A 25,303-nucleotide genomic window follows, 5' to 3' on the forward strand; every position below is an offset into this window, starting at 1 on the left:
GCGTCACTTTCGGCCTGGAGTGTACGCGCGTTATGCTTGCAGGCGATCCGCAGCCGAACGGACAGGGCGAGGCGCCTCCTCGGAGCATGAATCCCAAGCCATCCGAAGGCTTAGCCCCCAGTCGCGACGACGGGGAGAGGCGGGTTCAGCGCGCCTCGGGCGCAGGATTCAAGGTCAACAGACTGAGGCTGAACGGATGCCCATGCACAAGGCTCAAGCACTCGTCGTCGATGACGAAGCGGACATCCTGGATCTGATCAAGATCACCTTGGGGCGAATGGACATCCAGGCGTCGACGGCGCTGACAGTGGCAGAGGCCAAGCGCCATCTCGAGCGCAACCGCTTCGATCTCTGTCTGACGGACATGAATCTGCCGGATGGTACGGGTTTCGACCTGCTGCACCACCTCAGCGACCGCTACCCCGGCATCCCGGTCGCCATGATCACGGCCCACGGAAACATGGAATCCGCCGTCGCAGCCATGAAGGCCGGCGCCTTCGATTTCGTCTCCAAGCCCGTGGATCTCCAGCTGCTGCGCAGCCTGGTCGGCTCCGCGCTCAAGCTGCGCGGGCGCGCCGCGGCGGAGGACTCCGCCGATCAGCCGGGCACTCGCCTGCTGGGCGATTCCGCCGTCATGGACGAGATCCGCCACCTCATCGTCAAGCTCGCCCGCAACCAGGCGCCCGTCTTCGTCACCGGCGAGAGCGGCACCGGCAAGGAGCTGGCCGCGCGGCTCATCCACGCACAAGGCCCGCGCAGCGAGGGCGCCTTCATTCCCGTCAACTGCGGCGCGATCCCGCAGGATCTGGTGGAGAGCGAGCTCTTCGGTCACAAGAAGGGCAGCTTCACCGGCGCGGTCAGCGACAAGGAAGGACTCTTCCAGGCCGCCGAAGGCGGCACGCTCTTTCTCGACGAGGTCGCCGACCTCCCGCTCCAGGCCCAGGTCAAGCTCCTGCGCGCCATCCAGGAGAAGTGCGTGCGCCCGGTCGGCGCCCAACAAGAGATCCCGGTCAATGTCCGCATCATCAGCGCCAGCCATCGCGATCTGAATGCCGAGGTGGAGAAGGGGCACTTTCGCCAGGATCTCTTCTATCGCATCAATGTCATCGAGCTGCGCATGCCCGCGCTGCGCGAGCGGCCACAGGATATCCCCCTGCTGGCCAACCAGATGCTCAAACGCCTCGCCCAGGATGAGACCCATGGCGGGCGCGCGCGGCGGATGCAGCTGACCCCGTCAGCACTCGATGCCCTCAAGCGCCACCCCTTCCCGGGCAACGTCCGCGAACTGGAGAACGTCCTGGAGCGTGCCACGGCGCTCGCCGAGGGCGACCTTATCGATGTCGAGGATCTCTACCTCACCAAGTCCGACACCCCAGCGCCGCCCCAAGCCGAGGAGCCGCTGGACGACAGCGTCCCGCTCGAAGACTATCTGAGCGATATCGAGAAACGGGCCATCCTGAGCACGCTGGAAGAGACGCATTGGAACCGCACCGCGGCGGCCAGGAAGCTGGGCATGACGCTGCGCTCCCTGCGCTATCGCCTGGCCAAGCTCGGCATCGAGTGAGGCCAGAGACAACCAGGGCGGCACTCGTCGAGAGAGGCTGGCGCGAGGGGTTGCGCCTGCCACGCCCGGCGCGGACATCCACTCGGTCGGGCGCGCCGCCGCGCTAGCCGTTCCCCCGGCGATCCTGCAGAATCCCGGATCTTTGCACACCTGAACGCGCGGCCCCTGCGATGATCCCGCCCTCCCCGTCGGGCGATCCACGGCGCCGCCGCACAGATTCAGCCAACGAGGTCGCTAGAGAGTGTCCGATACGCGCATGGCCCCGGACTCCGCAGGTCAGGGCTGGGATCCCTTCGTCGACTGGGTGCGTCAGGCGACGCCCTATATCCACGCCCACCGCGGCCGGACCTTCGTCGTCGCCTTCGGGGGCGAGGCCGTCGCGGATGCGCGCTTCCCCGATCTGGTCCATGACATCGCCCTGCTCCACGGACTCGGCATCCGTCTGGTGCTGGTGCACGGGGCACGGCCGCAGATCGAGGCGCGCCTGGAGGGCCAGGGCGCCGAGCTGCGCTACGTCAATGGGCTGCGCGTCACCGACGACAAGGCGCTCGCCTGCGTCAAGGAGGCCGCCGGCGTGGTCCGCGTCGAGATCGAGGCGCTGCTCTCGCTCGGGCTGGCCAACTCGCCCATGGCCGGCGTGCGCATCCCCGTCGTCTCCGGCAACTTCGTCACGGCACGGCCGCTCGGCGTGATCGAGGGCGTCGACTATCGCCACACCGGCGCCGTCCGTCGGGTCGAGCACCGGACCTTACGCACGCTGCTCGACCAGGGCGCGGTCGCCCTGATGCCGCCGCTCGGCTACTCCCCCACCGGCGAGGTCTTCAACCTGAGCGCCGCGGACGTCGCCCGCAGCGCAGCGGTCGCGCTCGGTGCCGACAAGCTCATCTTCCTGATCGAAGACCCGCGATTGGCCGAGTCGGGTTTCATCGCCCCCAACCTACTGGCGCGCGAGGTCGACGACCTGCTCGCGACACGGCCCGAGATCCCGGACGAACTCGCCAGCTCCTTGCGCGCGGGCGCCTCGGCCTGCCGCAACGGCATCCGGCGCGTCCACCTGGTCGGGCGCGGACGCGACGGCGCCCTGCTGCGCGAGCTCTTCACCCGCGACGGCAGCGGCACCCTGATCTCCGCCGAGCCCTACGAAAACCTGCGTCCGGCAAAGATCGACGACGTCACCGGCATCCTGGAGCTCCTGCGGCCCCTGGAGGAGGGCGGCGTCCTGGTGCGCCGCTCGCGCGAGCGGCTGGAGACCGAGATCGACCGCTTTTTCATCACCGAGCGCGACGGCATGGTCACGGCCTGCGCGGCGCTCTACGCCTATGCCGACGAGGGCATGGCCGAGCTGGCCTGTCTGGCCGTGCATCCCCACTACCGCGGCGATCGCCGCGGCGACCGCCTGCTCGAGCATATCGAGGGACTCGCACGCCGCCAGCACATCCAGCGCCTCTTCGTCCTCACCACCCAGACCGCGCATTGGTTCCAGGAGCGCGGCTTCCAGCCGGCACGGCTCGAGGTCCTGCCCATGGAGAAGCAGGTCCTCTACAACTTCCAGCGCAGCTCCAAGGTCTTCATCAAACCGCTTTGAACAGCCTCAACACCTTCACGAAGTCAGACATGCAACACGACATGACGCAGCTGCGAGCACTCGATTCGGCCGGGATTGGCCGGCGATCTCCACTGAACCCAAGATCCGGCGCCGGCGATGCCGCGCCCACCGCATCCGCGCGCGGCTGGCTCGGCGTCGGGCTCAGGCTGTTCACGGCGGGCGCCCTCGCCCTCCTGCCGCTGTGCGCGCCAGTCGCCGCCGAGACGACCCCATCCGACTCCGGGCCAAGCCCAGGCGCGAGCGCCGCCGCTGCGCTCCCCCTGCCGACGACCGCACAGCTGGAAGACAAGCTCAAGGCGCTGGCATCCGCGCAGGCCATGGACGAGGCGCTCAAGCTGTCACTGAGCGAGCTCTACCGACGTACCCAGTCCAGCCTTGAGGAGGCCGCCGGCTTCCGGGCCAAGAAAGAGGAGGTCGCCGCCTTCATCCTGAGCGCGCCGAAGGAGACGGAATCCATCCAGCGCGAGTTGGAGCGACGCCAATCGGACACCACGGGCCAGGTCTCACCGCCGCTGCCGGCGGAACTCTCGGCGGAGGACGCCGCACAACGCATCAGCCAGGTGATGGCTGACGTCGCGGCGCAAGAGAACCGCGTCAACGAGTTCGAAAAGCTGCTCGACGAGAGTCTCGACCGACCGGCGAACAGCAGGTCACGCCTCATCGCGGTCAAACAGGCCCTGGACGAGATCGACGAGAACCTCAAGAAGTCAGCGCCGCCCGGCGAACCCCCAGAACTCACCGAGGCCAAACGCTGGGCGCTGGAGGCCCAGCGTCAGGCGCGCTGGGCCGAGTCGGGGATGCTCGAACAGGATCTGCTCGCGCAGAGCGTGCGTGAGGACTACTACAAGGCCAAGCGTGACGAGGCCGCGCTTCAGGTGCGCACGCTCAAGGCCCGGCAGCAGGCCTTGGACGAACGCCTGAGCGGCCTGCGCGAGCAGCAGGTCGTGGCCGCCCAGGAGGCGTCGGACCAAGCCAGGCGAGATGCCGCGGACAAACCGACCCTGGTGCGCAAGCTCATCCTTGAGAACGCGGATTTGACGGAGTCGCTCGCGGGCATCGCCAAGCAGCTGCAGGGCTCCAGTGAAGAGCTCGCCGAGATCGACGCCGAGCGCAAGCGCATCGAGGACGACTTCCGCGGCGCCAAGCAACGGCTCGAGGCCGTGGGACTCAGCAAGGCACTGGGCCAGGTCCTGCTCGATCGGCGCAACCAGCTCCCGGACCTGGCGCGCTACCGCAGCAAGATCAGCAGCCGCGAGGACGCCAGCGCCGAAGCGACCCTGCGCCAGATCCGCGACCGCGAGGAGGAGTTCAAACTACGCGACATCAAGCGTTACGCCGACGAGCTGATCGCCGGCGAACAGAATGGAGCGGGCACGGACACACCGGCGGACCCCGAGATGCGCGGCGCGCTGATCGATGTGCTCAAGCAGCGCAAGGACCTGCTGGCACAGGCGCTCGACATCGAGGATGACTACATCCGCCAGCTCGGCGAGCTGAACTACGCGGCCGAGCGCGTCATCCAGGTCGCGCAGAGCTACGACGACTTCCTCGCCGAGCGCCTGCTGTGGGTGCGCAGCGCGCCCCTGGTCGGACTGCAGACCCTCACCGCCCTGCCTGGGGCCATCGGCTGGATGCTCTCGATCGACAGCTGGATGAACGTCGGCAAGACACTCGCGGAGCGCGCCCAAACATCCGTCACCTTCTGGCTCGGGCTCCTGGCGGCCAGCCTCCTCTTCTGGAAGCTCTCGGCCTTGCGGCGCGCCATCCGCGCCAATGCCGAGCCCCTGCGTCGGGTGCGCTCCGACCGCATTCGCTTCACCCTGCAGGCGATCGGCCTGACGTTGCTGGCGGCCCTCCCCCTCCCCCTGCTGTTCTGGATGCTCGGACATGAGCTCCAGACCTCGCCCGTCGCGGGCGCCTTCAGCCAGGCGCTGGGGACCGCCTTCTCCAAGGTCGCCTTCGGTCTCTACTACCTGCTCTCCTTCCGGATGCTCTGTCTCACCAGCGGGGTCGCGGACCGGCACTTCCGTTGGAGCACAGAGACACTCAAGCGGATCCGCAAGGACTTCGACTGGTTCACGCTCTATGTGATCCCCGTCTCCATCCTTACCATCGCCCTCTATCAGAGCGACGATCCCGCCTACATCGCCAGCCTGGCCCGGTTGATGCTGATCGCCAACATGCTGGGCTTCACGGTCTTCTTCTACCTGCTGCTGCAGCCCAGGACGGGCGTGCTGCAGGAGTTCCTGCAGGATCACCAAGACGGCTGGCTCTATCGGCTGCGCCACATCTGGTTTCCCGTGATCGTGGGCGCCCCATTGGCCCTCGCCCTGCTTTCCGTCATCGGCTACGTCTACACGGCCGGGGTCCTCTTTCAGTCGCTCGTCTACCAGATGTGGCTCGCCCTGGGACTGGTCGTCCTGCATCAGACCATCGTCCGCTGGCTGATCGTCACCCGGCGCCGTCTGGCGCTGCAGGCCGCACTCGAGCGGCAGGCGGCGCGGCGCGCCCAGAGCGAGACCGAGAAGAAGGAGTCCGGCACGACCTCCGAGGTCTTGGCGGTGGAGGAGCCCGAGCCCGATCTCGCGACCCTGGACGAGCAGACGCGACGTCTGATCAACGCCTCCGTCTTCATCGGCGGCATCGTCGGCCTCTGGCTCACCTGGTCGGACGTACTCCCGGCCTTCACCTTCTTCGAGCGCTTCGCGCTCTGGCACTACACGGGGACCGTCGACGGCACCGAGCAGATGATCCCTGTCACCGCCGCGGACGTGGGTCTGGTGCTCGTCATCGTCTTCGTCGGGACCATCGTGGCGAAGAACCTGCCAGCCTTGCTGGAGATCGTGCTGCTGCAGAGCGCCTCCGTCTCGGCCGGCGCACGCTACGCCATCAAGACGCTCGTGAGCTATCTCATCACGGCGGTGGCCGCGCTCCTGGCGTTCAGCACCCTGGGGTTGAGCTGGGGGCAGGTTCAGTGGCTGGTCGCCGCCCTGGGCGTGGGCATCGGTTTCGGTCTGCAAGAGATCGTCGCCAACTTCATCAGCGGCATCATCATTCTTTTCGAGCGGCCGGTGCGCGTCGGCGACATCGTGACCATCGGCGACACCACGGGCGTGGTGAGCAACATCAGCATTCGCGCCACGACCATCCGCAACTGGGACAAGCAGGAGCTGCTGGTGCCGAACAAGGAGTTCATCACCGGGCGGCTACTCAACTGGACGCTGACCGACCAGCAGAACCGCCTCACCATCCCGGTCGGCATCGAGTACGGGAGCGACACCAAGAAGGCCCTGGCACTGCTCGCGCAGGTGGCGGAGCGGCACCCGCGCGTCCTCAAAGATCCGGCCCCGCTCATGAGCTTCGAGTCCTTCGGCGACAACGCCCTCACCCTGGTTCTGCGGTGTTATCTGGATTCGCTCGACGGGCGGATCGGGGTCATCACGGATCTCCACCAGGCTATCTACGACATTTACAAGGAGCACGGCATCGCGATTGCCTTCCCGCAGCGTGACGTTCGGCTCTTCACGAACCAACCGCTGGATCTGCGGCTGCACCGCGTCCAGAAGGATGCGAGCGCGATGGGCGCGGGTGCCCCAATCACGGAGGGCTGATGCAGGTGGCCGAGGTCTCAGTGACGGGAATTCGCACTCGCAGAGACGACCTCTGCGGCGACGGGACGGGGCGGACTCTTGCGAGAGGCGGGGCGGAGCGGGCGCTCCGCCGATGAGCGTGGTGCTAGCCGGGCCTAGCCCAGCTCATTGAAATCGGGATCATCGAGCAGTTCGCGCAGCCGTTTCAGCTCGCGGATTTGCTCGATGCGACGGCGAATGTCTAGGCTCGCGGCCTGGCCACGCGACTCCTGGGCCATCATGGGCGGAACACGCTCGATGCCTTCCTCGCCATAGCTCATATCGGGATCCAACATCTCCTCTTACCTCGGGGTTGAACAGGACAACGAATCGTCAAAGGACCGTCGTATATCCAAATGCAAGGCCGAGATAAAGCGATCTTTTTCGATCTTGACGATCGAATTTCGAGATCAATGACCCGGAAAGGGAGCCGAGCCGACCGCCCACCGCCTGGGCAAGACCGAGGGGGAGGGGATTGAGCGTGGCACAGGCGAGCAAAACCACGCGTCGGAACTGTGAACGCCTTCTCGAATGCCGCCGAAGGCAATCGCCCAACCGGAAGGCCTTGCAAGCGGCGGCGCCCCATCGAGCCATAATGCAGGTGGCAACCAACAGGCGCAGATCGCGTGTCGATCCCTATACCTTGCCGTTGATGCTTGTTCCGCGGGATGCCGCCTTCTTGGTCGATGTTTCGGCCTCGGTTATCGGTTGGACCGGTAGGGTGGACGAGCGAGAGCGAAGTGCACCGAACCCCGCGCCGTTGTTGGTGGACTGCGCTGCGCTTGTCCACCCGACCGAAGAAGACTGGTCCGAAGGATGATCGACGCCGATGTTTCTGTCTTTGATTCGAGGGATATTTGATGATCAAGTCCGAGCAAGCGAGCCGAACAGCGCTGCAGCAAACCGCCGAGGTCAAACGAGCGCTCGGCGCGGTCGAGCATGCGTTGCTGGAGAAGAAACCAGCGTCCGTCCTTGTCACCAGCGCCAGCGCAGACGAAGGAAAAACCCTCTGCGCGTCCGCCATCGCAGCCGCGGCAGCCTCCAGCGGGGCCTGTCGAGTCATCGCGATGGACTTCAACTGGTATCGACCAGCGATGCACCATTGTTTCGGGGAGCCCCTTCAGCATGACGCGGAGAAGATCCTCCGGGCTGACTTGTCCGAACTCGTCAGCCGACCGGGCAATCTGGAGTTAGATGTGCTCTTCGCGCCTGTCGATCACGCGACTCATGGCAATCGCGAGCAAGTGGACTTTGGGGTTGTGGAGCGACTCTTGAAACAGGCAAAGGACAGCTATGACCTCGTGATCGTCGATAGCGGCGCGATCTTTCCAACCAACCGCACCATGATGGACCCGGTCATGCTCAGCCGGGGCGTCGACGGCGTCGTCTTGGTCGTGGCAAAGGGACTCTCGCGAAAGCCGAGCGTTCGACGAGCACAAACCACGTTGGAGATTGCTGGAGCGAACATCATCGGCATACTGACGAACCAACCCGACATGTCGAGGTCTCGGTAGCGATCAAAGAAGGCCATCGCGACAAGATCCCGCGGCAACAGTCTCTCTGGCTTTTTTAGAGTCCGATCCGGCATCAAGCGCAATCAATCGTTCTCTGAGGCAGGGAACACGAGGGGTAATTGGAATGGGATTTTTGATCAAACGCTACGCGCAATCCTTCAAACATTACTGGTGGCTGCTTCTTTTAGCGTTGCTGCCCCCAGCCTTCTATCTCATCAGTCAAATCTACTTAGATAGGATTTTCATCGTTTCCCAGGATGTCTCCTATTCAGGCCAGGTGCGGGTCGCGAAGAATCCGGTGGAGTCCCTGCCACTCGAGCAAATCCTCAAGGATCCAAACCTTTTGCTTCAGGAAGACTTCGCCCTGTCCCAACTCGGCAAGAATGTCAGACTCTTTCAGCTGCTCGAAAGCTCCAGTCTTTCCGATGTCGAGCTTCGACGGCTGATAGATTCGACTCTGTCACTCTCCGAGACAACGAACTCGACTATCCTGTTTTCATACCGAGGAAAAAACGAAGGGCTTGGAAACCTGCTTGTCGACTATTTCGTGACGCGACTCACACAACGCGCCGAGGCGGCAATTGTACGCTCGCGAAACCCGGCTGCCGAAGGTGCTAGCCTGGCGACAGTAGGCCCGCGGAGTATTGCCGTGCAGCGGGCGTTATGGGATGACAGTCGCTTAGGGCCGGCGACCATGATCCTGCTGGTGTCTCTGGTTCTCGGCTTCATTGCGATTGGCTTGGCGGAGGTCTTAGACCAATCCTTCAAGTCCGACCGGCAGATCGCGCGCTATATCGGGCTACCAATCCTCGGCAGCATCCCGAACGCCGAACCTTTGACCAAGCGCATCAAGGGCAGCGGCAAAGACTGAAACACTCACCCTCGAGCACCAGGGAAGGCGCTCGTAAAGACCGCATCAGGTTGCCGTTATGACATGTCAACGTCGCTCCCTCAGTCTCGCGCTCGTCTTGGTCGCCTGCGGGCTCTCCACCGCGACTCCGGCGAGCGAGCCCGGATCTTACAGACTCGAATGGGATCCGGTCACCGACGATCGGCTCACGGGCTATCGCCTCCACTACGGAACCAGCCCGAGGCAATACGACTTCACGATCGACGTGGATCTCGGCAGCTTGCCCGAGGCCGGCAAGCAGCCCAGCTACACCGTGACCAACCTGGATGCTGGCGAGATCTACTACTTCGCTGTGACGGCGGCCGGCGCCGGCGCCAACGAGTCGAGCTACTCCAATGAGATCACCACGGGTCACTTCCGTTATGTGTTTTCGGCGAGCGATATCGCACTCACGGACACCTGGCTCGAAGTTGGGAACATGAACCGTGAGTTCGAGCAGACCGTGGCCGTGGGATCAGCCGCATTGAGCACGCTGCCGTCCGAGGCGACACGAGGAGAATCCCACATCGCCTCCGGAGACATCGATGGTGACGGTCGGGACGAGCTCGTCATCGGCTATACACATGGCGATGGCTCGACAGGCTCGTTGGGCGGGCTGTTTCGGATCCTCGATGATGATTTCTCATTTCTGCGTTGGGGCCAGCTCTCGTGGCCGGACTACAACCAAGCCAACGGCGAAACCTACCCAGCGATCGGCGATCTAGACGGCGACGGACGGGCCGAGATCGTCATTGGCCTTGGAGCCGGCGGTGACGGTTTGATAGAGGTATTTAGCTACAACGACAACGCCCTCGCCTCGATCGGCTGGACGCACGTGGACTGGCCCGAGTACACGGCGGCACTCGGCAAGGTCTTCCCCGCGCTGGGTGACCTGAACGGAGACGGGCGCGACGAGTTGGTTGTCGGTCTGGCCGCGATTTCGGGCAGTAACGGTCTGCCAGGCGGCAGCTTCTTGGTCAAGAAAGATTTCATCCTGCCGACGGCCAATACCAACACGGATTCGCCATGGTCCGAGCCAGAGTACCCCATCGTTGAGATCGAAGCCGGCGAAAACGGCGTGAAAGGTCGCTTGTTAACCGAAACCGAATCTCTCACCGGCGACCTCACCTGGGGTGACTACGCCAATGCCGTCGGCGAAACACGTCCGGCACTGGGCGACGTCGATGGCGACGGGAAGGACGAGATCGTCATCGGCTTGGGTCACTCTGGCGGTGGTTTTGTTGAGGTCTTCGATTATGAGGACAGCGCTCTGCTATCGCGAGGCTACGTCGGCGTTGATATGCCCGAGTACAACGGCATGAACGGCGAGACGCGCCCGTCCGTCGGCGACATCGATAACGATGCCCGTAGCGAAATCCTCGTTGGGCTGGGAAAAGGCAGCTACGGCGTCTTGGAGCTGATCGATGACGCCGCTCAAAATTTCTCTTTTCTGGAAAGCTTTCAAGCTCAGACAGTCGGCGAGGACCATGCCGAAGCCGGATTCTGGCCTGTCGTCAAGCGCGAGCATCGCCCTGACTAGGCCTGGATCAGTGTAGGGCCGTGTTTCACCCTCGTGTTATCTCGGGCCGGCACCCCTTTGCTCGACCCGCATGACCGGGCGTCATCGCTCGCAGGGATGGCTCCGACTTCCACGCACCAACGCCCCTGTCCTCGCGTGCGACACATCACGGCGCTCCACTGATGTTCAGGGGCTGGCCGGCCATGTTGGCGCCGATGGGCGGCCATCCCCCCATCGGCAACCCCGAGCCTGTATCATTCGACCATCAATCCCAGGACTTCGGGCCGCGACCAGGGTCCTGCCCCGACGCGCCCGATGACGGCCCAAGCCAGCAGGGATGACGAACCATGCCGACAGAGATCCGTTTCGGAGCCTTCGTCCGAGAGATCACGGTCCAGCAAGACCGCATTTCCTACAACAACATCACGCCCAAGATCTGGCGCGACGCGGACGGAAGCGAACTCCCCTACCGCGCGCCCAGGATCCGCCTGCGCCCGATCGACGCCTTTCGGCTGATCAAACCCTACGTCAGCATCCGTTTCCTGGAGCAGGTCCGCGCGGTCGTGCCGCTCGCCGTCTATCTCATGCTCTTCCAGTGGCTCATCCTCCAACAGGAGATCCTGGACGCCGGCATCATCACCGGCGGACTGGTCGCCGTCATCCTCGGGCTCATGCTCTTCATGGAGGGGCTGAAGGTCGGCCTCATGCCCTTCGGAGAGACCCTTGGCATCATCCTTCCCGCCAAGGCCCACTTGAATCTGGTGCTGCTCATCGCCTTCCTTCTGGGGATCGGCGTCACCTTCGCCGAACCGGCGATCGGGGCGCTCAAGGCGGCGGGGCAGATCGTTCAGGTGGAGTCGGCCCCCTATCTCTACGCCCTCTTGAACCAGTGGTCAGAGGTCCTGGTGCTCGGCGTCGGCCTGGGCGTCGGCGTGGCCGCCGTGCTCGGAACCCTGAGATTCCTGTACGGCTGGAGCCTCAAGCCGCTGATCTATCTCACACTCATCCCGACGCTCGGTCTGACGCTCTATCTCACGACCGATCCGCAGCTGCACAAGACGCTCGGCCTGGCCTGGGACTGCGGCGCCGTCACCACCGGCCCGGTCACGGTGCCGCTGGTACTCTCGCTCGGGATCGGCATCGCCGCCGCCGCCGGCAAGGGCCAGACCTCGCTGTCCGGCTTCGGCATCGTCACCCTCGCCTCGCTCTTCCCCATCATCGGCGTCGAGCTGCTCGCGATCTATCTGTCCTTCGTGACCAGCCCGGCTGAGATCATCGCGGCCGCCAAGGTGGCCGCCTCGGTCGCAACGCCGTCGAGCTGGTACGCCCAAACGCCATGGGTCGAGATCATCGGCGGGCTGCGCGCCATCCTGCCGCTGATCCTCTTCCTCTTCCTGGTGATGCGCTTCGTCCTCAGGGAGCGGCTTGCACACCCCGGCAACATCGCCTACGGCATCACCCTGACCGTGCTCGGGATGATCGTCTTCAATCTCGGCCTGACCTATGGGCTGGCCAAGCTCGGCGGTCAGTCGGGCGGACTGGTGCCGGCCTCCTTCACCGATATCGCCGCGGTGGACAACGACCCGCTCTTCTCGTTCGGGATCGGGCTCGCCATCGCCATCGCCTTCGCCTGGATCCTCGGCTTCGGGGCCACGCTCGCAGAGCCGGCCCTCAACGCCCTCGGCCTCACCGTGGAGAACCTCACCAACGGCGCCTTCCACAAGCAGGTCCTGATCTACGCGGTCTCCCTGGGTGTCGGATTCGGGCTAACGCTCGGTGTCGCCAAGATCGTCTTCGGCTTCTCGATCGCCTGGCTGCTCATCCCGGGCTATCTGCTGGCGATCCTGCTGACGATCTTCTCCACCGAGGAGTACGTCAACATCGCCTGGGACAGCGCTGGCGTGACGACCGGCCCTGTCACCGTCCCCCTGGTCCTGGCGATGGGGCTCGGATTCGGCGACGCCATGCAGGCCATCGAGGGCTTCGGTATCCTCTCCATGGCCTCCATCGGCCCCATCCTGTCGGTTCTCTCGACCGGGCTCTGGATCCAGTGGAAGGTGCGCCGCAAACAGCGCCGCTATGACGAATCCATGCACCTGACGCAACCGCAGCATAAGGCTCAACCGAAGCATCAGGCTCAACCGAAGGAGACTCTGGCGTGAGCAAGCAAGAGATCGTCGTCCTCACCGACGTCGCACTGATCACCGCCAGCGTCCAGCGGGGCATGGCGGACGCAATCGTCAAGGCCGCCCAAGAGGCCGGCGCCCAGGGCGCCAGCATCCATTACGCGCATGGACGCGGGGTGCGCGAGCGCCTCGGTATCTGGGGTCTGGCCGTCGAGGCCGAGAAGGAGGTCATCAACATCGTGGTGTCGAGCGACCAGGTCGATCGAGTGTTCGAAACCATGTACGTGGCCGGCAAGATGGATACGCCTGGCATGGGGTTCATGTGGGTCACGCCGCTCGAAAAGGCGGCCACCTTCGTTCCGCCCGAGATCATCGAACGGCTGGCCTCCAAACGGGAGCGCAGCCGGCGCACACCGAAAGGCTGATCCGCGATGGACATCAAGGATTCCCAGAAGATCATCACCTGCATCCTGCCCAAGGGAAGGGCCTTGCCGCTGGTCCGCATCCTGGCCAGGGACCACGGGCTCAATACCGTCGAAATCAACTATGCGCGCGGCGTGGGGCGCATCACCCCGCTGCGCCATCGCGGGATCGGCGAGACCTCGGAGCGCGAGATCCTGACCGTTGCGGTGCCCGCGAGCGAGGCGGACAGCTTCTTCGAGCTGATCTATGAGGCCGCCGAGATCAATCGCCCCCACGGCGGGCTCATGTTCCTGCATGGCACCACCATGGCCACCGGCTTCGCGCTGCCCGAGTTGCCCGAGGAGCCATAGGCCAGCCGTGCGCCGCGCCGGGGCGTCTGGCCGACTGCGTCTTCTGCTAAGATTGCACCCCCGCTCACGCGCTGGATCTCCCTCATGCCTGAAGCAGCAGACCAGGCCCTCGATGCGCCGACCCAACAGAGCGTTGCGGCCGTCGACCTCGGCTCCAACAGTTTCCATATGATCGTCGCCCGGATCGATGACGGACATGTCCAGATCATCGACCGACTCAAGGAGATGGTGCGCCTGGGCGAGGGCCTGAGGGACGACAAGTCCATCTCGCCCGAAGTCGCCGAGCGCGCGCTGGCCTGCCTGGAGCGCTTCGGCCAGCGCCTGCGTGGCTTCGAGCCGGGCACGGTGCGCGCCGTCGGCACCAACACCCTGCGCCAGGTGCCGCCCGAGACCGGCTTCATCGAGCAGGCCGAGGCCGCCCTGGGCCACCCGATCGACGTCATCGCCGGCCGGGAAGAGGCGCGTCTCATCTACCTGGGCGTCGCCTATGGCCTGGCGGCCGGCGCGGAGCGGCGGCTGGTCGTGGATATCGGCGGCGGCAGCACGGAGATCATCGTCGGGTTGGGCTTCTCGCCGCGTCTGCGTGAGAGCCTGCACATGGGCTGCGTCAGCATGTCCCAGCGCCACTTCGCGGACGGACGCATCACCGCCAAGGCCATGCAGCGCGCCGAGCTGACCGGGGCCTTGGAAGTCAGACCGGTGCGCGAGCTCTTTCGCCGCGCGCGCTGGCAGAAGGCCGTCGGCAGTTCGGGGACCATCCGGGCCATCGCCGCCGTCGTCAACGCCGAGGGCTGGTGCGAACACGGCATCTCGGCCGAGTCGCTGACCACGCTGAAGGACGCACTGGTGGACGCGGGAAAGACCTCTGCGTTGGACCTGAAAGGCCTGACCGAGGAGCGCCAACCCGTGTTCGCGGGCGGAGTGGCCGTGCTGCGGGCCGTCTTCGAGTCGCTCGGCATCCAGCACATGCAGGTCTCGGACTACGCGCTCCGCGAGGGGCTCATCTACGAAATGCTCGGCCGCGACCAGCACGGCGACGTGCGCGAGCGCACCGTCGCCAAGCTCTGCCGCCAGTTCCAGATCGATCAGGCGCACGGCCAACGCGTCCAGTCGACGGCGCAGGTGCTCTATCGCCAGCTGATCGGTCCTTGGACGCTCACCAATCCCGAGCACCCACGGATGCTCTCCTGGGCCGCCAGGCTCCACGAGATCGGCGTCATGGTCGCCCATAGCCAGTACCAGAAGCACGGCGCCTATCTGCTGCGCAACGCGGACCTGCCCGGCTTCACGCGCCAGGAGCAGATGCTGCTCTCCGCCCTGGTGCTCGGCCACCGGCGCAAATTCCCCGCTCAGGAGTTCGCCGCCCTGTCCGCGGACATGCAGGTGTGCGCGCGCCGCCTCTGCGTCATCCTGCGCCTCGCCATCCTCATGCACCGCGGGCGCTCCGCCGACAACAAACCCAATCCCAAGCTCGCCGCCGATGGCGACAAGCTGACACTCAGCTTCCCGGACGACTGGCTCGCCGCTCACCCCCTGACCCAGATCGAGCTAGAGCAGGAGGCGGAACGTCTCGCCGCCGCCGGGATCCAGCTCAGCTTCGGCTGAAGCAGCGCCCGACAGGCCCGCGGGTCGTTCACGGAACAACGCCGAGAGGCCGAAACTCTTCTCTTTATCCTGATAGAATCCAGGGTCACGTGGGCCAGTGCCCACGTTGATACGAAGAACCCATAGCGGCCGCCGCGAGCCCGTCGCGCCGGCCTTTGGCTGCTCACTCCGGAGGATCTAGAAGAATGGCCGCACTCTTTTCCGATGAGTGGATGAAACAACTCATGAACGCCTGGAACAACGAGCCCGAGGTCAAGGACAAGCTCGCCGAGATCGACTTTTATTCGGTCATCACCTGTGGCTTCAAGGACGAAGAGAATCCCCGAGGCATTTTCGTCGTCGAGAAGGGCGAATGCATCCGCGCCGGCGACTGGTCCGAGAGCGACCCGGCCCCCAACTGGGACATGCGCGCCGACAAGAAAGACTGGCTCAAGTGGGTCGAGAACGGCATCGGCATGATGGGCATGGGTACCGCCTTCGCGACCGGCAAGCTCAAGTTCAAGGTCGGCGACTACAAGGCCATCATCAAGGACCCGCGCATGGCCAACCCCTTCGTCAAGAGCTTCGGCCTCATGCAACAGCTCGATACCGACGAAGTGAAATGACGTGAAGGGAAATGAAGTGATCGGCTGAACAGCCGTCATTGCAGAGCAAAGCCCGCCATCGCGCGGGCTTTTTTCATGGCAGGCAGTTGACGGTTGGCAGGGATGAGATCATCGCCGCGCGTCCGTCAGCCGAGGGTGTAGCCGGCGTCGACCTTGATCGTCGTGCCGGTGATCAGACGGGCACGCGCGGAGGCCAGGAAGAGAACGGCCTCGGCGACGTCCGCCGGCTTGACGATCTCCTGACGCAGCACGTGGCGCCGAGCGGCGATCTCCCGCATCAGATCGGTCGCATCGCCCCACATCTCGGAGTCGACGACGCCGGGCGCAACGCCGTTGACGCGGATGCCGCGCGGCCCAAGGGCCAGGGCGAGCCGCTGGGTCAGCATGTCCAGTCCGGCCTTGCTCACGGAGTAGCTCGTGGAGGTGCAGGTCGAGAAAGGGTGCTGGGCGCAGGCGGAGGAGATGTTGATGACGACGGGTGCGGCACTGCGTTCGAGCAGATCCGCGCAGACCTGAGTCAGGGCGAAGGGGGCGATGAGATTGATCTCGAGCGTCGCGCGCCATTGCTCCAGGCTCTCGTCCACTGTCCCCGCGCCCAGGATCACGCCCGCGTTGTTGACGAGGATGTCGACTCGGCCGGCGTCTGCATCGAGCCGCTCCGCGAGGCGCGCGAGAAAGGCCGCGTTCGTCACGTCGCCTTCCAGCAGTACCAGCGCACCCCGCGCAAGGGCATCGGGCCAGCGGGCCGACAGCTTCCGCGGATCGCGGCTGAAGGTATAGACCCGGTCGCCCGACGCCAGAAAGGCATCGGCCAGGGCGGCGCCGATCCCGGAGGTGCCGCCACTGATGCAGACGACACGCCCGCCCTCTGAATCGCCCCGCGTCATCGTTCCCGCTGCCCCAGATTGGCGTGGATGACGGCCCCATTGAGCACCGGGGAATGGGCGAGAAAGGCGACCGTCTCGGCGATCTCCTCGGGCTCGATCAGCCGATCGAAGGCGCTCATCCCCGTGATGGCCGCCAGGGTTTCCGCGTTGTCACCGATCAGCCCGCGCAGCTGCTCGGTGTCCGTGAAGCCGGGGCAGATCATGCAGGTATGGATGCCGCGCCCGGCGAGATCCTGGCAGGTCGCCCGCATCATGCCGACCAGGGCGTGCTTGGCGATGACATAGCTGGCGACGCCGGGCACCGCCTTCTCGGCCAGGGTCGAGCCGATGTAGACGACGCTCGAGCCCGGCCCCATCGCGGGGATGATCAGCTGGTTCAAGGCATTGGCCGAGAGGATGTTCAGCTCCAGCACCTCCCGCAACGCCTCGGTGGCCAGCGCATCGACGCGGTCGGAGCGCATCACGGAGGCGTTGTGGACCAGGCAGACGCGACCGGCCTCCGCGAGACGCGGCGCGAGCGATGGGGCGAGCGCCGCAACCGCCCCAGGCTGCGCGAGATCGCAGAGCAGGCTCTCGACGCCAGCCTCCGGGCAGGGTCGGCGCGCAATACTCAACACGCGCCAGCCATCGACCAGGAAGCGGTTCGCGATCGCGCGACCGATGCCGGAGCTCGCGCCCGTGACGATCAAGAGGCTCATGCGTCACCCCACTGGGCGAACGCCCATTGCCCGGATCCGGAGGCGACGCCCAGCTCGATCGCGCGGATCTCCATAGCGGAGAGTTCCGGGCGATCGCGCAAGCGCGCCAGCAGCAGCGGGGCCAATTCCTCGATGGTGACGTTGCGGATCGGCAGCAGCAGGACGTCGCGCTCCAGGAAGGAGAGGCGCTCGTCGGCGAAAAACGCCGTGACTTGACCCTCTTGCCGCTCCAGGCGCAGATAGGGCGAGCGCTCGGGCAACAGAACCCGCTCGTCCAGCGCGTCGCAGATCGCCTTCAGGATCCGCTTGAGGTCGACATAGTCGAACGCCATGCCGTTGGGGCCGACCGCCGCGGTGACGCCGCAACGGACCTGGAAGTTGTGGCCGTGGAGATTCTCGCGCTCGGTCGCCGAAAAGATCGTGAAATGACCGGCGCTGAAGTTGAGGTACTCCTTGCTGATCTCGATGCGGGTCAGGGTCTGGTCAGCCAAGCTGGGTCTCCGTTCATGTCCGCTGCCAATGAAGCGAGGGTCCGTACACCTCCTCGGGACGAGCAGGCTCGTCGAGCCATGCGGGAGGAGATGTGGGCCGGGGCGGCGGATCAAACCCCGAGCCACTCCGGGAGGCCCCGAATTGCGGCAGGACCAGATGGTCACACCGACCGCTGGGCGAGAGGGCGCGCGCGGACTGACGATCAGGCATCGCCCGCGTCGGCTTGGCGGGCGCGCTCGGCCCGCTGTCGCGCTCGGCTCTGTTGGACGCTGAAAGCGAGCGCGATGAGCGTCAGCGGGATCACGAAGGCAAGCATTGCCACCTCGAAACGCGCGATGAAAGAGGCCTGGCTGGCACGCATCACCACGTAGGTGATGTAGACCAGGAAGTAGGCGAGAAAGATCGCGCCCTCCAGGCGGTCGATCCGCATCCCCGTGAAGAAGACGGGCAGACAGACCACCGCCGTGGCGATCATGATCGGCATGTCCATGCTCAGCGCGGCGCGGGACACGCTGATCCCCCCGGGCGCCAACAGGGCTGCGAGCCCCAGGACGGCGAGAATATTGAAGAGATTGCTGCCGACGACATTGCCGACGGCGATATCGCCCTTGCCGCGCCGACTGGCGATGACGGAGGTCACGACCTCGGGCAGGGATGTCCCGACGGCGACCACGGTCAGGCCGATGACCAGCTCGCTCACGCCGAAGACCCGCGCGATGTCCACCGCCGCCATGACCAGGAGACGCGCCCCCAGGGCGAGCAGCAGCAGGCCGGTCAAGAGCAGCGCGATCTGCTTGAGGAGATCAGGCGCGCGAGCCTGTCCCGCGTGCGGCGGGGTCGCGGCGAATTCCCGCTGGATCTCCCCGGCCTCCGTCTTCCCTTGTCGCACCGACCAGACGAGATAGCCGATCAGAAGCGCGAAGAGCACGAGGCCGTCGAGGCGACCGATGCGCCCGTCCAGGGACATCAGCCAGAGGCCGATGGATGCCCCGACCACCAGCGGAGCATCGATACGCACGATGCGGCTGTGCACCGCCAGCGGGGCGATGGCCGCCGAAATCCCGAGCACCAGCAGGACATTGGCGATGTTGCTGCCGACGACGTTGCCGAGGGCGAGGTCAGCGGCACCGGCCCAGGCAGACTGCAGGGTGACGGCCAGCTCGGGCGCGCTGGTGCCAAAGGCGACGACCGTCAAGCCGATCACCAGCGGGCTGATGCGCATGATGGCGGCGAGCCCCGAGGCCGAGCGCACCAGGAATTCGCCCCCGCCGATGAGTCCGGCGAAGCCGATCAGCAGAAGGCCAAGGGAAAGGATCCAGTCGGGCATGGCGTCGGCAGCTCCTGGTTCGCTCCGGCCCCGCGCCGCGATGCCGCCGGCTACTGGGCCTCGATGTCACCTTTATAGGCGTCGACACGCTCCGCGTCGAGGCGATAACCCGCAACGGCCGTGTCGGTCCTGGAGGTTTGGACCCGGATGGTACCAGTGACCCAGAGGGTATCGTAAGGCCCGCCCCGATAGGGCTCGCCGACCGGCATCACGACCAGAATCGTCTGATTCGCTGGCGGTGGCGGCACATGAACGCAGGCCCCCAGATAGGGGACCAGCAGAAAGCGCTCCATCGCCTCGCCGCCCGCGCTCAGAGGCATCACGAAACCGGACAGACGCAGCCGGCGCCCATCGAGCTGGGGGACGGTCGGCGCCTTGGCCCACTCGGCCTTGAGCGCTTCCATGAGGGCGATGGCACGCGGGTCTTCGTCGTCCATCTCATCGATCCCGGCGGCCTCCAGCGTCTTGAGGGCGTCCTCTGGCTGCCAGTCGGCAGGCATGAGGGCGTCCCAGTTCAGGAGATCCCCGTCCGCGATCGAGCCGGAGCCGCCCGCTGGTCGCGAATCGCAGCCCGCACCCGCCAGCACCAGCCCGAGCATCAGCCCGACAAAAAGCAGGGTTCTCACACCCAGCTCATCGCATGTCTTTGGCGTCCCTGAAATCCTTGAAGTCCTACCCCCCATAGCGCCACCCCAAAACCCTCAGAACGGAATGAAACCGACGACCGGATTCCCACGGGTCAGCTCGGCAGCCCCCCGCCCCTCTGCCATCTCATAGTGCACGAGCACCCGTTGCAGCGCGGGAAAACCCGTGAAGAGCCCAAGGGCGGCGGAGTCCAGCGCCCGCGGTTGCGCACAGTCGAAACGGTAGTAGGCGGAGATGTCCGCATGGGCCTGACCGCTGGACGCCTCGGGCAGGTCGGTCTCCACCCTGGCCTTGACGAGACGACAGGCGGCATCGGTGTTGAACCGGATCATGCCGTCGCCGGCCCTGAGATTCTCGCGGGCCAGCCTCAATGTCTCGGACTCCATATCCGTCTGCGGGGCATGCTCGAAGCCGACCAGTGTGACGCCGGGGGCAAAGAGTTCCACCTCCACCTCGGGGCCATCGATCGCGAGCTTGAGGTGCGCGACACCATGAACATGTGGCCGTTGTTTGCGGGCCGCGCCCGGCTGCCCCTCCTCGGCCGCCAGCCCGAGGCTCCAAAGCGAGGCGGCCACGACCAGGGCGCCGCCGACGAGTCCGATCCGCATGAGAGTGCTCCCAAGTCGCGAGCGATGGCGCTCGCGAACGCTGATTCAGTGACGCTTGTGCGCGCAGTCGGCGCAGGTTCCGATCAATTCGACCACCCGTCGCTCGGGGCGAAAACCGCTCTCCTTCGCGGCCGATTTGAGACTGCGGGCGATGGCCGCGTCCTCCAACTCGGTGACCAGCCCGCAGTCCGCGCAGATGAGGAACTGGCTGCAATGAGGGCGCTCGGGATGGTTACAGCCGACGAAGGCATGCAGGCTCTCGAGCTTGTGCACCAGCCCCTGCGCCAGCAGGAAATCCAAGGCCCGATAGACCGTCGGCGGCGCCAGCGCGCGGGCACCCTCGCGCATGGCCTCCAGGATCTCGTAGGCGCCGAGCGGCCGACCGGCCGCGCAGAGGATCTTGAGCACTTGCCGGCGCTGCGGGGTCAGCCGCGCGCCACGCTCGCGGCACAGGGCATCCGCCCGGCGCAACACCAGATCCAGAGGGTTGCCATCCATCTCCGCCACACGCCTTCTCAGCCGGCCGTCGCCTGCCGCGCCGCCCGACGCCGGGCGAAGACTTGACTCACCAGCGCCGAGCAGACATAGACCCCGCCCGCCAGGAGGATCATGGTCGGCCCGGCCGGGAGGTCGGGGCCGAACGACAGGGCCAGGCCGAAGGCCGTGAAGCAGGCCCCCAGCAGGGTCGCGATCAGCATCATGGCGCTCAGCGAGTGGACATAGTGACCCGCAATGGCCGCCGGCAGCGTCAGGAGGGCGATCACCAGGATCAGGCCCACCACCTGGATCAGCAGCACCACGGTGATCGCGACCAGGCAGAGCAGCAGCAGATAGAAGAAGGCGACCGGCACGCCGCGCAGCCGCGCCCATTCCTCGTCGAAGCTGATCGCCAGGAACTGGCGGTAGAAGAGCGACACCGTGGTCACCAGCACCAGGTCCAGGCCGGCCATGAGCCAGAGCTCCCGGGTCGGCACCAGGAGGATGTTGCCGAACAGGAAACTCATGAGATCCGAGGAATAACCGGGGGTCTTGGCGATGAAGAGGACACCGACCGCCATGCCGATGGCCCAGAGCGCCCCGATCAGGGTGTCTTCCTGCGTCTTCCAGGCCAGCCTCACGGTGCCGATCAGCAAGGCCGAGACGATGGCCGCGAGCAGTGCGCCGGCGAAGGGATCCATGCCGAAATAGAGCGCTGCCCCCATCCCGCCCAGCACCGAGTGCGCGATGCCGCCGGCCATGAAGGCGATGCGCTTGACGACCACGAAGGTGCCGATGACCCCGCAGCCGATGCTCGCCAGGAGCCCGGCCAGCAGGGCGGTCTGGAGAAACCCGTACTCGCCGAGGGCCGTGAAGAATCCGCTCATCGCGCCGCCTCCAAGTGTCGCTGTATCTCAAGGTGTCGCTGTATCTCAAGGTGTCGCTGTATCTCAAGGTGTCGCTCGCTGCCGGCCTGTCGCTCGCTGCCGGCCTGTCGCTCAGTGCGCATGCGCGACCTGGCGGACATGAGCCCCGTACAGCTGTTGGACGGTGTCACCGTCGATCTCCGTGGTGCCATGACAGGCCAGGGTGCGATTGAGGCATGCCACGCGGGTGACATAGGCCGAGATGAAGGCGATGTCGTGCGACACCAGCAGGATGGTCAGGCGCCGATTCAGCGCCGCGAGCAGATCGAAGACGTCGCTCTCGGCACGCTGATCGACATTGGCCGTGGGCTCGTCCAGGATGAGGATCTCGGGCTCGCCGACGAGCGCCCTGGCCAGCAGCACGCGCTGCAACTGGCCGCCCGAGAGGGTTCCGATCGGCCGCTGGGCCAGGTCCGACGCCTCGACCTCCGCCAGCGTCCGCGCCGCGGCAAGACGATCGACCTTGCGATAGCGTCCGAAGAGCGGCCCGAGACCCAGCCGGCCCATCAAGACGACCTCCTCGACGGAGATGGGGAAGTCGCGCGGGAAGCTCGGGAACTGGGGGACATAGCCAATGCGCCTCGCCACCTGGCGCGGCAAGCGCCCCAAGACCCGAACCTGGCCGACCTGCGGTTCGAGCAACCCCAGCACGAGCTTAAGCAGCGTGCTCTTGCCGCCCGCATTGGGTCCCACCAGGCCGACGAACTCACCCGGCTCGATCACGAGGCTCACATGCTCGAGCACCAGGGCGTTGCCATAGGAAAAGCTGACATCCGTGACCTGAATGACGGGCTCAGTCATCTCGGCCGCCTCCGTGCCGCGCAATCAAGGCCGCGGGATCAACAGCCGGATGACAGCCGGATTGGTCGGGTTGGTCGGGTTGGTCGGGTTGGGAGATCCTGTCCATCTGATGAAAGCGCGTCGATCCTGTCGGTGTGAAGCCGCGACAACTGAGAGGCGACGGGGCCGCGGCTCGATGATCCCACGCGAAATGCTTGAGACATCGGCAGAGACGCTCGGCCCGATGGACGACGGTCAAGGACGCCCGCCGAAACGCCGCTCAAGCAAGGCACAGGCGTGATTGGTACAGTATAACGTAAGCCTGTATCGCCGCCGGCGCAAAAGGTATCGCGGCGTCGGCGCGCCCCCCGGCCCTTTCGCGCGGAGCCGCCAAGCCACCACCACGGCGTTGATGAGGAAATGGGCCGGAAACCGGATTAGGATGGCGGCGAGTCCACAGACGCGCACGCGAGCCGAGACCTGATGACCATCACCACACAGCTCTACTGGGCCATTGGCCTGAGCCTTTACGTCCTCTGCATCCTTTTCGTCACCCGGATCCCCTATCAGGCCATGGTGGACCGCGGCATGGAGCCCATCCGCGCCGTTTACTACAACCGCAAGATCGTCCACATGATGGCCGGCGGTGTCGGTTCCCTCCTGGTGCCGCTGGTCTTTTCGGACCCCTGGTTTCCGCTGATCTGCGGCCTGCTGTTGACGGCCCTGACCTATCTCGCCCACGTCACCGGCCTGCGCTTCTATTGGTTCCAGGCCGACGACAATCGCAACGACGTCAAGTTCGCGCTCATGTGGAGCGTCTCCGTGTCCGTGCTCTGGTGGTTGCTGGAGAACCCCTGGCTGGCCATCCTGCCCTCCCTCTACATGGCCTTCGGCGACGGCGTCACCGGCATCGCGCGCAACGCGCTCATCCGCAAGCGCTCCAAGAGCCCCATCGGCAACGTCTTCATGCTGCTGCTGTGCGCACCCATGGGCTGGATCATCGGCGGCCTGGCGCAGCCGGCGATTCCGGTGTGGGGGCTGATCTCGGCGGTGGTGGCCACCGTCGTGGAGCGCTATGAATTCGGTCCCATCGACGACAACATCCTGATCACGCTCGCCGCCTCGGCGGTGTTGCTCATCGGGACCGCCGTGGGGCCATTAGTCTGAGAGGGGGCGCGCCTGCGCGCCTGTGCTCGCGAGCACAGGCATCCCGGCATGCAGCTTCAGCATTCGAAGACGCCGCGGTCAACCGCGCCGAAAGACACCTCGGAGCAGATCGCGACGGCTGACGCCCGCCACGGGGCGCGCGACAACCGCCGGCTTGGGCGATGCCTGCTCGGGCAGGAGCAGCGCCTCCAGGATCGCCCGAGCGGTCGCCACGGCCGCCGCCTGGTCCGCGAAATCCCCCATGGGCGAATAGAGCGAGCAGGCCGAGAAGGGGCCGATTCCCGACTCCTCCGAGCCGATCATCTCCACCCCGCCCGCCGGTAGCGCGACCATCTGCTTGATGCCGACCGGACCTGGACGGTTCGCGGACGCGGCCCCCGGCACCAGCACCAGGTTCATGCACCAGGGTGTGACGAGCACGCCGAGCCAGTCCCCGCCGAGGATGGTGCCGCCCACGACCTGAACCGCAAGGCTCGGATTGAGGATCGGCAGCCCGCTCATCCGCTCGACATGGACCCGTTGAAAGGCCGCGGCCAGGCGTTGCGCCGTGTCCTCGGCGTCCAGGTCAGGCCCCGTCACGGGAGAACCCTGCCCGACTCAACGCACCGCCTCAAGGATCTCGGCGAGACGCTCGGCACTGTCGTCGATGTCCTCCTGCGCGGCCAGCGCCGCCGAGGGTACGTCCACCACCTCGATGCTGTTGAGGATGAGCCTGTCGTCAGAGTTGAAGTGCTGCACCCACCAGCAGTGGCGCAGGCCGGTGGCCGAGATGCGGCAGTTGCCGTAGCCGCGCGAGAGGATGGTCAGCGGCCCCAGCCCGAGCTTGGCGGTGAGGTACTCCAGATCCTCGGGCGTATGCGGCAGCAGCGTCAGATTCACCACATGCGGCAGGTCGCCGAAGCGCCAGGCGGCCGCGTGCTCGTTCAGCTCGGTGAGGATGGAGCGGCCCGTCAGGACCCCCTCGGCCAGCTCCCTCTCGCCAATGGCCGCGGTGGCCGCCCCCTTGAAGGCGACGTCGCGCACGCGACTCGGGATCTCGGCGACCTCGAGCTCGTCGCGCAGGGCGCGCCCCGAGGCGTCGGACTCTTGGATCCGCCAGACCCCCGCAAGACGCGTCTCCTGGGCGCGCAAGGTGGCGTCGGTCGTCAGGCGGATGCTGACCTCGCCCTCGCCCAGGGCCTGGGTCACCAGGGCGCGGTCCTGCTCGGGCAGGGTGAGGATATCCAGAACCCGAGAGGGCTCCAGCACCCGGAAACTGCGCAGCTGGACCAACAGCCGTTCGAGCAGACGGATGCCCTCGGGGTAAGCGCCCGCCGCCTCGGGCTCCGGCAGCCGGGGCGGATTGTAGGCGCGCATGCCCTGGGGCATGGAGAGATAGGTCAGCTCGGTGCCGTCCTCATCGAGCGGCTGCGAGCCTGGGCCCAAGAGGGATCCGGTCGGTGCGAAGGGTTGCATCGGCATCTCCT

At 65.8% G+C, this 25,303-nt stretch carries 24 protein-coding genes; 12 read left to right on the top strand and 12 right to left on the bottom strand.

The features are described 5' to 3' along the window. Window positions 1-202: 202 nt before the first annotated feature. The 3 genes from CKO23_RS01875 (at window position 203) to CKO23_RS01885 (ending at window position 6,781) form a co-directional block, all read left to right on the top strand. Window positions 203-1,564 carry a sigma-54-dependent transcriptional regulator gene (locus tag CKO23_RS01875; RefSeq protein WP_200328047.1) on the top strand — a complete coding sequence of 454 codons (1,362 nt, stop codon included), beginning with the start codon at window positions 203-205 and terminating at the stop codon, window positions 1,562-1,564. Window positions 1,565-1,820: 256 nt separating this feature from the next. Beyond that, window positions 1,821-3,149 carry an amino-acid N-acetyltransferase gene (gene argA, locus CKO23_RS01880; RefSeq protein WP_200328048.1) on the top strand — a complete coding sequence of 443 codons (1,329 nt, stop codon included), beginning with the start codon at window positions 1,821-1,823 and terminating at the stop codon, window positions 3,147-3,149. A 29-nt stretch (window positions 3,150-3,178) separates the two neighbouring features. Beyond that, window positions 3,179-6,781, top strand: a complete 3,603-nt coding sequence (locus tag CKO23_RS01885; protein WP_242482153.1) for a mechanosensitive ion channel domain-containing protein — start codon at window positions 3,179-3,181, stop codon at window positions 6,779-6,781. 134 nt (window positions 6,782-6,915) lie between these two features. Here the strand turns inward: CKO23_RS01885 and CKO23_RS01890 are convergent, their stop codons facing one another. Next, window positions 6,916-7,095 (bottom strand): PA3496 family putative envelope integrity protein, encoded by a 180-nt coding sequence (locus tag CKO23_RS01890; protein ID WP_200328049.1) that lies wholly within the window; start codon window positions 7,093-7,095, stop codon window positions 6,916-6,918. A gap of 564 nt (window positions 7,096-7,659) precedes the next feature. On the opposite strand from CKO23_RS01890, the gene CKO23_RS01895 reads away from it, so the two are divergent. The 8 genes from CKO23_RS01895 (at window position 7,660) to CKO23_RS01930 (ending at window position 15,830) form a co-directional block, all read left to right on the top strand. Then, on the top strand, window positions 7,660-8,313 hold the full coding sequence (locus CKO23_RS01895) for a hypothetical protein (RefSeq protein ID WP_200328050.1): 654 nt from the start codon (window positions 7,660-7,662) through the stop codon (window positions 8,311-8,313). 124 nt (window positions 8,314-8,437) lie between these two features. Beyond that, the gene (locus tag CKO23_RS01900; protein WP_200328051.1) at window positions 8,438-9,184 is read left to right on the top strand and encodes a hypothetical protein; all 747 of its coding nucleotides are present in this window, start codon (window positions 8,438-8,440) and stop codon (window positions 9,182-9,184) included. Window positions 9,185-9,281: 97 nt separating this feature from the next. Beyond that, the gene (locus tag CKO23_RS01905) at window positions 9,282-10,742 is read left to right on the top strand and encodes an FG-GAP repeat domain-containing protein (protein WP_200328052.1); all 1,461 of its coding nucleotides are present in this window, start codon (window positions 9,282-9,284) and stop codon (window positions 10,740-10,742) included. A 326-nt stretch (window positions 10,743-11,068) separates the two neighbouring features. Then, complete coding sequence (locus tag CKO23_RS01910) at window positions 11,069-12,883, top strand: DUF1538 domain-containing protein (RefSeq protein ID WP_200328053.1); 1,815 nt, start codon at window positions 11,069-11,071, stop codon at window positions 12,881-12,883. Continuing rightward, window positions 12,880-13,272, top strand: a complete 393-nt coding sequence (locus CKO23_RS01915; RefSeq protein WP_200328054.1) for a P-II family nitrogen regulator — start codon at window positions 12,880-12,882, stop codon at window positions 13,270-13,272. Before CKO23_RS01910 ends, CKO23_RS01915 begins: the two co-directional genes overlap by 4 nt. Window positions 13,273-13,278: 6 nt before the next feature. Further along, window positions 13,279-13,620 carry a hypothetical protein gene (locus tag CKO23_RS01920; RefSeq protein ID WP_200328055.1) on the top strand — a complete coding sequence of 114 codons (342 nt, stop codon included), beginning with the start codon at window positions 13,279-13,281 and terminating at the stop codon, window positions 13,618-13,620. A gap of 84 nt (window positions 13,621-13,704) precedes the next feature. Next, window positions 13,705-15,225: an exopolyphosphatase gene (ppx, locus tag CKO23_RS01925; RefSeq protein ID WP_200328056.1), complete on the top strand. Its 1,521-nt coding sequence runs from the start codon at window positions 13,705-13,707 to the stop codon at window positions 15,223-15,225. A gap of 185 nt (window positions 15,226-15,410) precedes the next feature. Next, window positions 15,411-15,830 (top strand): SCP2 sterol-binding domain-containing protein, encoded by a 420-nt coding sequence (locus CKO23_RS01930; protein WP_200328057.1) that lies wholly within the window; start codon window positions 15,411-15,413, stop codon window positions 15,828-15,830. A 125-nt stretch (window positions 15,831-15,955) separates the two neighbouring features. Here the strand turns inward: CKO23_RS01930 and CKO23_RS01935 are convergent, their stop codons facing one another. From CKO23_RS01935 to CKO23_RS01975, 9 genes are all read right to left on the bottom strand, one after another. Beyond that, the gene (locus CKO23_RS01935; protein ID WP_200328058.1) at window positions 15,956-16,717 is read right to left on the bottom strand and encodes an SDR family NAD(P)-dependent oxidoreductase; all 762 of its coding nucleotides are present in this window, start codon (window positions 16,715-16,717) and stop codon (window positions 15,956-15,958) included. After that, on the bottom strand, window positions 16,714-17,415 hold the full coding sequence (locus CKO23_RS01940) for an SDR family NAD(P)-dependent oxidoreductase (RefSeq protein WP_200328059.1): 702 nt from the start codon (window positions 17,413-17,415) through the stop codon (window positions 16,714-16,716). Before CKO23_RS01940 ends, CKO23_RS01935 begins: the two co-directional genes overlap by 4 nt. Continuing rightward, window positions 17,412-17,906 (bottom strand): 6-pyruvoyl trahydropterin synthase family protein, encoded by a 495-nt coding sequence (locus tag CKO23_RS01945; protein WP_200328060.1) that lies wholly within the window; start codon window positions 17,904-17,906, stop codon window positions 17,412-17,414. Before CKO23_RS01945 ends, CKO23_RS01940 begins: the two co-directional genes overlap by 4 nt. 203 nt (window positions 17,907-18,109) lie before the next feature. Continuing rightward, window positions 18,110-19,234, bottom strand: coding sequence for a calcium/sodium antiporter (locus CKO23_RS01950; protein WP_200328061.1), 1,125 nt, complete (start codon window positions 19,232-19,234; stop codon window positions 18,110-18,112). A gap of 50 nt (window positions 19,235-19,284) precedes the next feature. After that, entirely contained in the window at window positions 19,285-19,860 is a 576-nt protein-coding gene (locus CKO23_RS01955; protein WP_200328062.1) for a DUF3299 domain-containing protein, read from the bottom strand. A gap of 75 nt (window positions 19,861-19,935) precedes the next feature. Continuing rightward, window positions 19,936-20,487 (bottom strand): ZrgA family zinc uptake protein, encoded by a 552-nt coding sequence (locus CKO23_RS01960; protein ID WP_200328063.1) that lies wholly within the window; start codon window positions 20,485-20,487, stop codon window positions 19,936-19,938. Between the two features lie 45 nt (window positions 20,488-20,532). After that, entirely contained in the window at window positions 20,533-20,985 is a 453-nt protein-coding gene (locus CKO23_RS01965; RefSeq protein ID WP_200328064.1) for a Fur family transcriptional regulator, read from the bottom strand. 17 nt (window positions 20,986-21,002) lie between these two features. After that, a complete protein-coding gene (locus CKO23_RS01970) occupies window positions 21,003-21,851 on the bottom strand; it encodes a metal ABC transporter permease (protein ID WP_200328065.1) in 849 nt (282 codons plus the stop codon). 111 nt (window positions 21,852-21,962) lie between these two features. Then, window positions 21,963-22,691, bottom strand: a complete 729-nt coding sequence (locus CKO23_RS01975; RefSeq protein WP_200328066.1) for a metal ABC transporter ATP-binding protein — start codon at window positions 22,689-22,691, stop codon at window positions 21,963-21,965. A gap of 462 nt (window positions 22,692-23,153) precedes the next feature. Here CKO23_RS01975 and CKO23_RS01980 point away from each other — a divergent pair, with 462 nt between their 5' ends. Next, the gene (locus tag CKO23_RS01980) at window positions 23,154-23,837 is read left to right on the top strand and encodes a hypothetical protein (RefSeq protein ID WP_200328067.1); all 684 of its coding nucleotides are present in this window, start codon (window positions 23,154-23,156) and stop codon (window positions 23,835-23,837) included. Between the two features lie 78 nt (window positions 23,838-23,915). Here the strand turns inward: CKO23_RS01980 and hybE are convergent, their stop codons facing one another. After that, window positions 23,916-24,416, bottom strand: coding sequence for a [NiFe]-hydrogenase assembly chaperone HybE (gene hybE / locus CKO23_RS01985; RefSeq protein WP_200328068.1), 501 nt, complete (start codon window positions 24,414-24,416; stop codon window positions 23,916-23,918). An 18-nt stretch (window positions 24,417-24,434) separates the two neighbouring features. Beyond that, complete coding sequence (locus CKO23_RS01990) at window positions 24,435-25,292, bottom strand: hydrogenase expression/formation protein (RefSeq protein ID WP_200328069.1); 858 nt, start codon at window positions 25,290-25,292, stop codon at window positions 24,435-24,437. Window positions 25,293-25,303 lie beyond the last annotated feature (11 nt).

This window comes from Thiocystis violacea (genome assembly GCF_016583565.1).
Taxonomy (GTDB): Bacteria; Pseudomonadota; Gammaproteobacteria; order Chromatiales; family Chromatiaceae; genus Thiorhodococcus; species Thiorhodococcus violaceus_A.

What these genes read in the sequence shown, in the direction of transcription:
- CKO23_RS01990 (WP_200328069.1), bottom strand. Translation starts at nt 25,292, where the DNA reads ATGCAACCCTTCGCACCGACCGGATCCCTCTTGGGCCCAGGCTCGCAG.
- CKO23_RS01930 (WP_200328057.1), top strand. Translation starts at nt 15,411, where the DNA reads ATGGCCGCACTCTTTTCCGATGAGTGGATGAAACAACTCATGAACGCC.
- CKO23_RS01875 (WP_200328047.1), top strand. Translation starts at nt 203, where the DNA reads ATGCACAAGGCTCAAGCACTCGTCGTCGATGACGAAGCGGACATCCTG.
- argA (WP_200328048.1), top strand. Translation starts at nt 1,821, where the DNA reads ATGGCCCCGGACTCCGCAGGTCAGGGCTGGGATCCCTTCGTCGACTGG.
- CKO23_RS01920 (WP_200328055.1), top strand. Translation starts at nt 13,279, where the DNA reads ATGGACATCAAGGATTCCCAGAAGATCATCACCTGCATCCTGCCCAAG.
- CKO23_RS01890 (WP_200328049.1), bottom strand. Translation starts at nt 7,095, where the DNA reads ATGTTGGATCCCGATATGAGCTATGGCGAGGAAGGCATCGAGCGTGTT.
- CKO23_RS01885 (WP_242482153.1), top strand. Translation starts at nt 3,179, where the DNA reads ATGCAACACGACATGACGCAGCTGCGAGCACTCGATTCGGCCGGGATT.
- CKO23_RS01980 (WP_200328067.1), top strand. Translation starts at nt 23,154, where the DNA reads ATGACCATCACCACACAGCTCTACTGGGCCATTGGCCTGAGCCTTTAC.
- CKO23_RS01910 (WP_200328053.1), top strand. Translation starts at nt 11,069, where the DNA reads ATGCCGACAGAGATCCGTTTCGGAGCCTTCGTCCGAGAGATCACGGTC.
- CKO23_RS01970 (WP_200328065.1), bottom strand. Translation starts at nt 21,851, where the DNA reads ATGAGCGGATTCTTCACGGCCCTCGGCGAGTACGGGTTTCTCCAGACC.
- ppx (WP_200328056.1), top strand. Translation starts at nt 13,705, where the DNA reads ATGCCTGAAGCAGCAGACCAGGCCCTCGATGCGCCGACCCAACAGAGC.
- CKO23_RS01895 (WP_200328050.1), top strand. Translation starts at nt 7,660, where the DNA reads ATGATCAAGTCCGAGCAAGCGAGCCGAACAGCGCTGCAGCAAACCGCC.
- CKO23_RS01950 (WP_200328061.1), bottom strand. Translation starts at nt 19,234, where the DNA reads ATGCCCGACTGGATCCTTTCCCTTGGCCTTCTGCTGATCGGCTTCGCC.
- CKO23_RS01965 (WP_200328064.1), bottom strand. Translation starts at nt 20,985, where the DNA reads ATGGATGGCAACCCTCTGGATCTGGTGTTGCGCCGGGCGGATGCCCTG.
- CKO23_RS01900 (WP_200328051.1), top strand. Translation starts at nt 8,438, where the DNA reads ATGGGATTTTTGATCAAACGCTACGCGCAATCCTTCAAACATTACTGG.
- CKO23_RS01940 (WP_200328059.1), bottom strand. Translation starts at nt 17,415, where the DNA reads ATGAGCCTCTTGATCGTCACGGGCGCGAGCTCCGGCATCGGTCGCGCG.
- CKO23_RS01935 (WP_200328058.1), bottom strand. Translation starts at nt 16,717, where the DNA reads ATGACGCGGGGCGATTCAGAGGGCGGGCGTGTCGTCTGCATCAGTGGC.
- CKO23_RS01960 (WP_200328063.1), bottom strand. Translation starts at nt 20,487, where the DNA reads ATGCGGATCGGACTCGTCGGCGGCGCCCTGGTCGTGGCCGCCTCGCTT.
- CKO23_RS01975 (WP_200328066.1), bottom strand. Translation starts at nt 22,691, where the DNA reads ATGACTGAGCCCGTCATTCAGGTCACGGATGTCAGCTTTTCCTATGGC.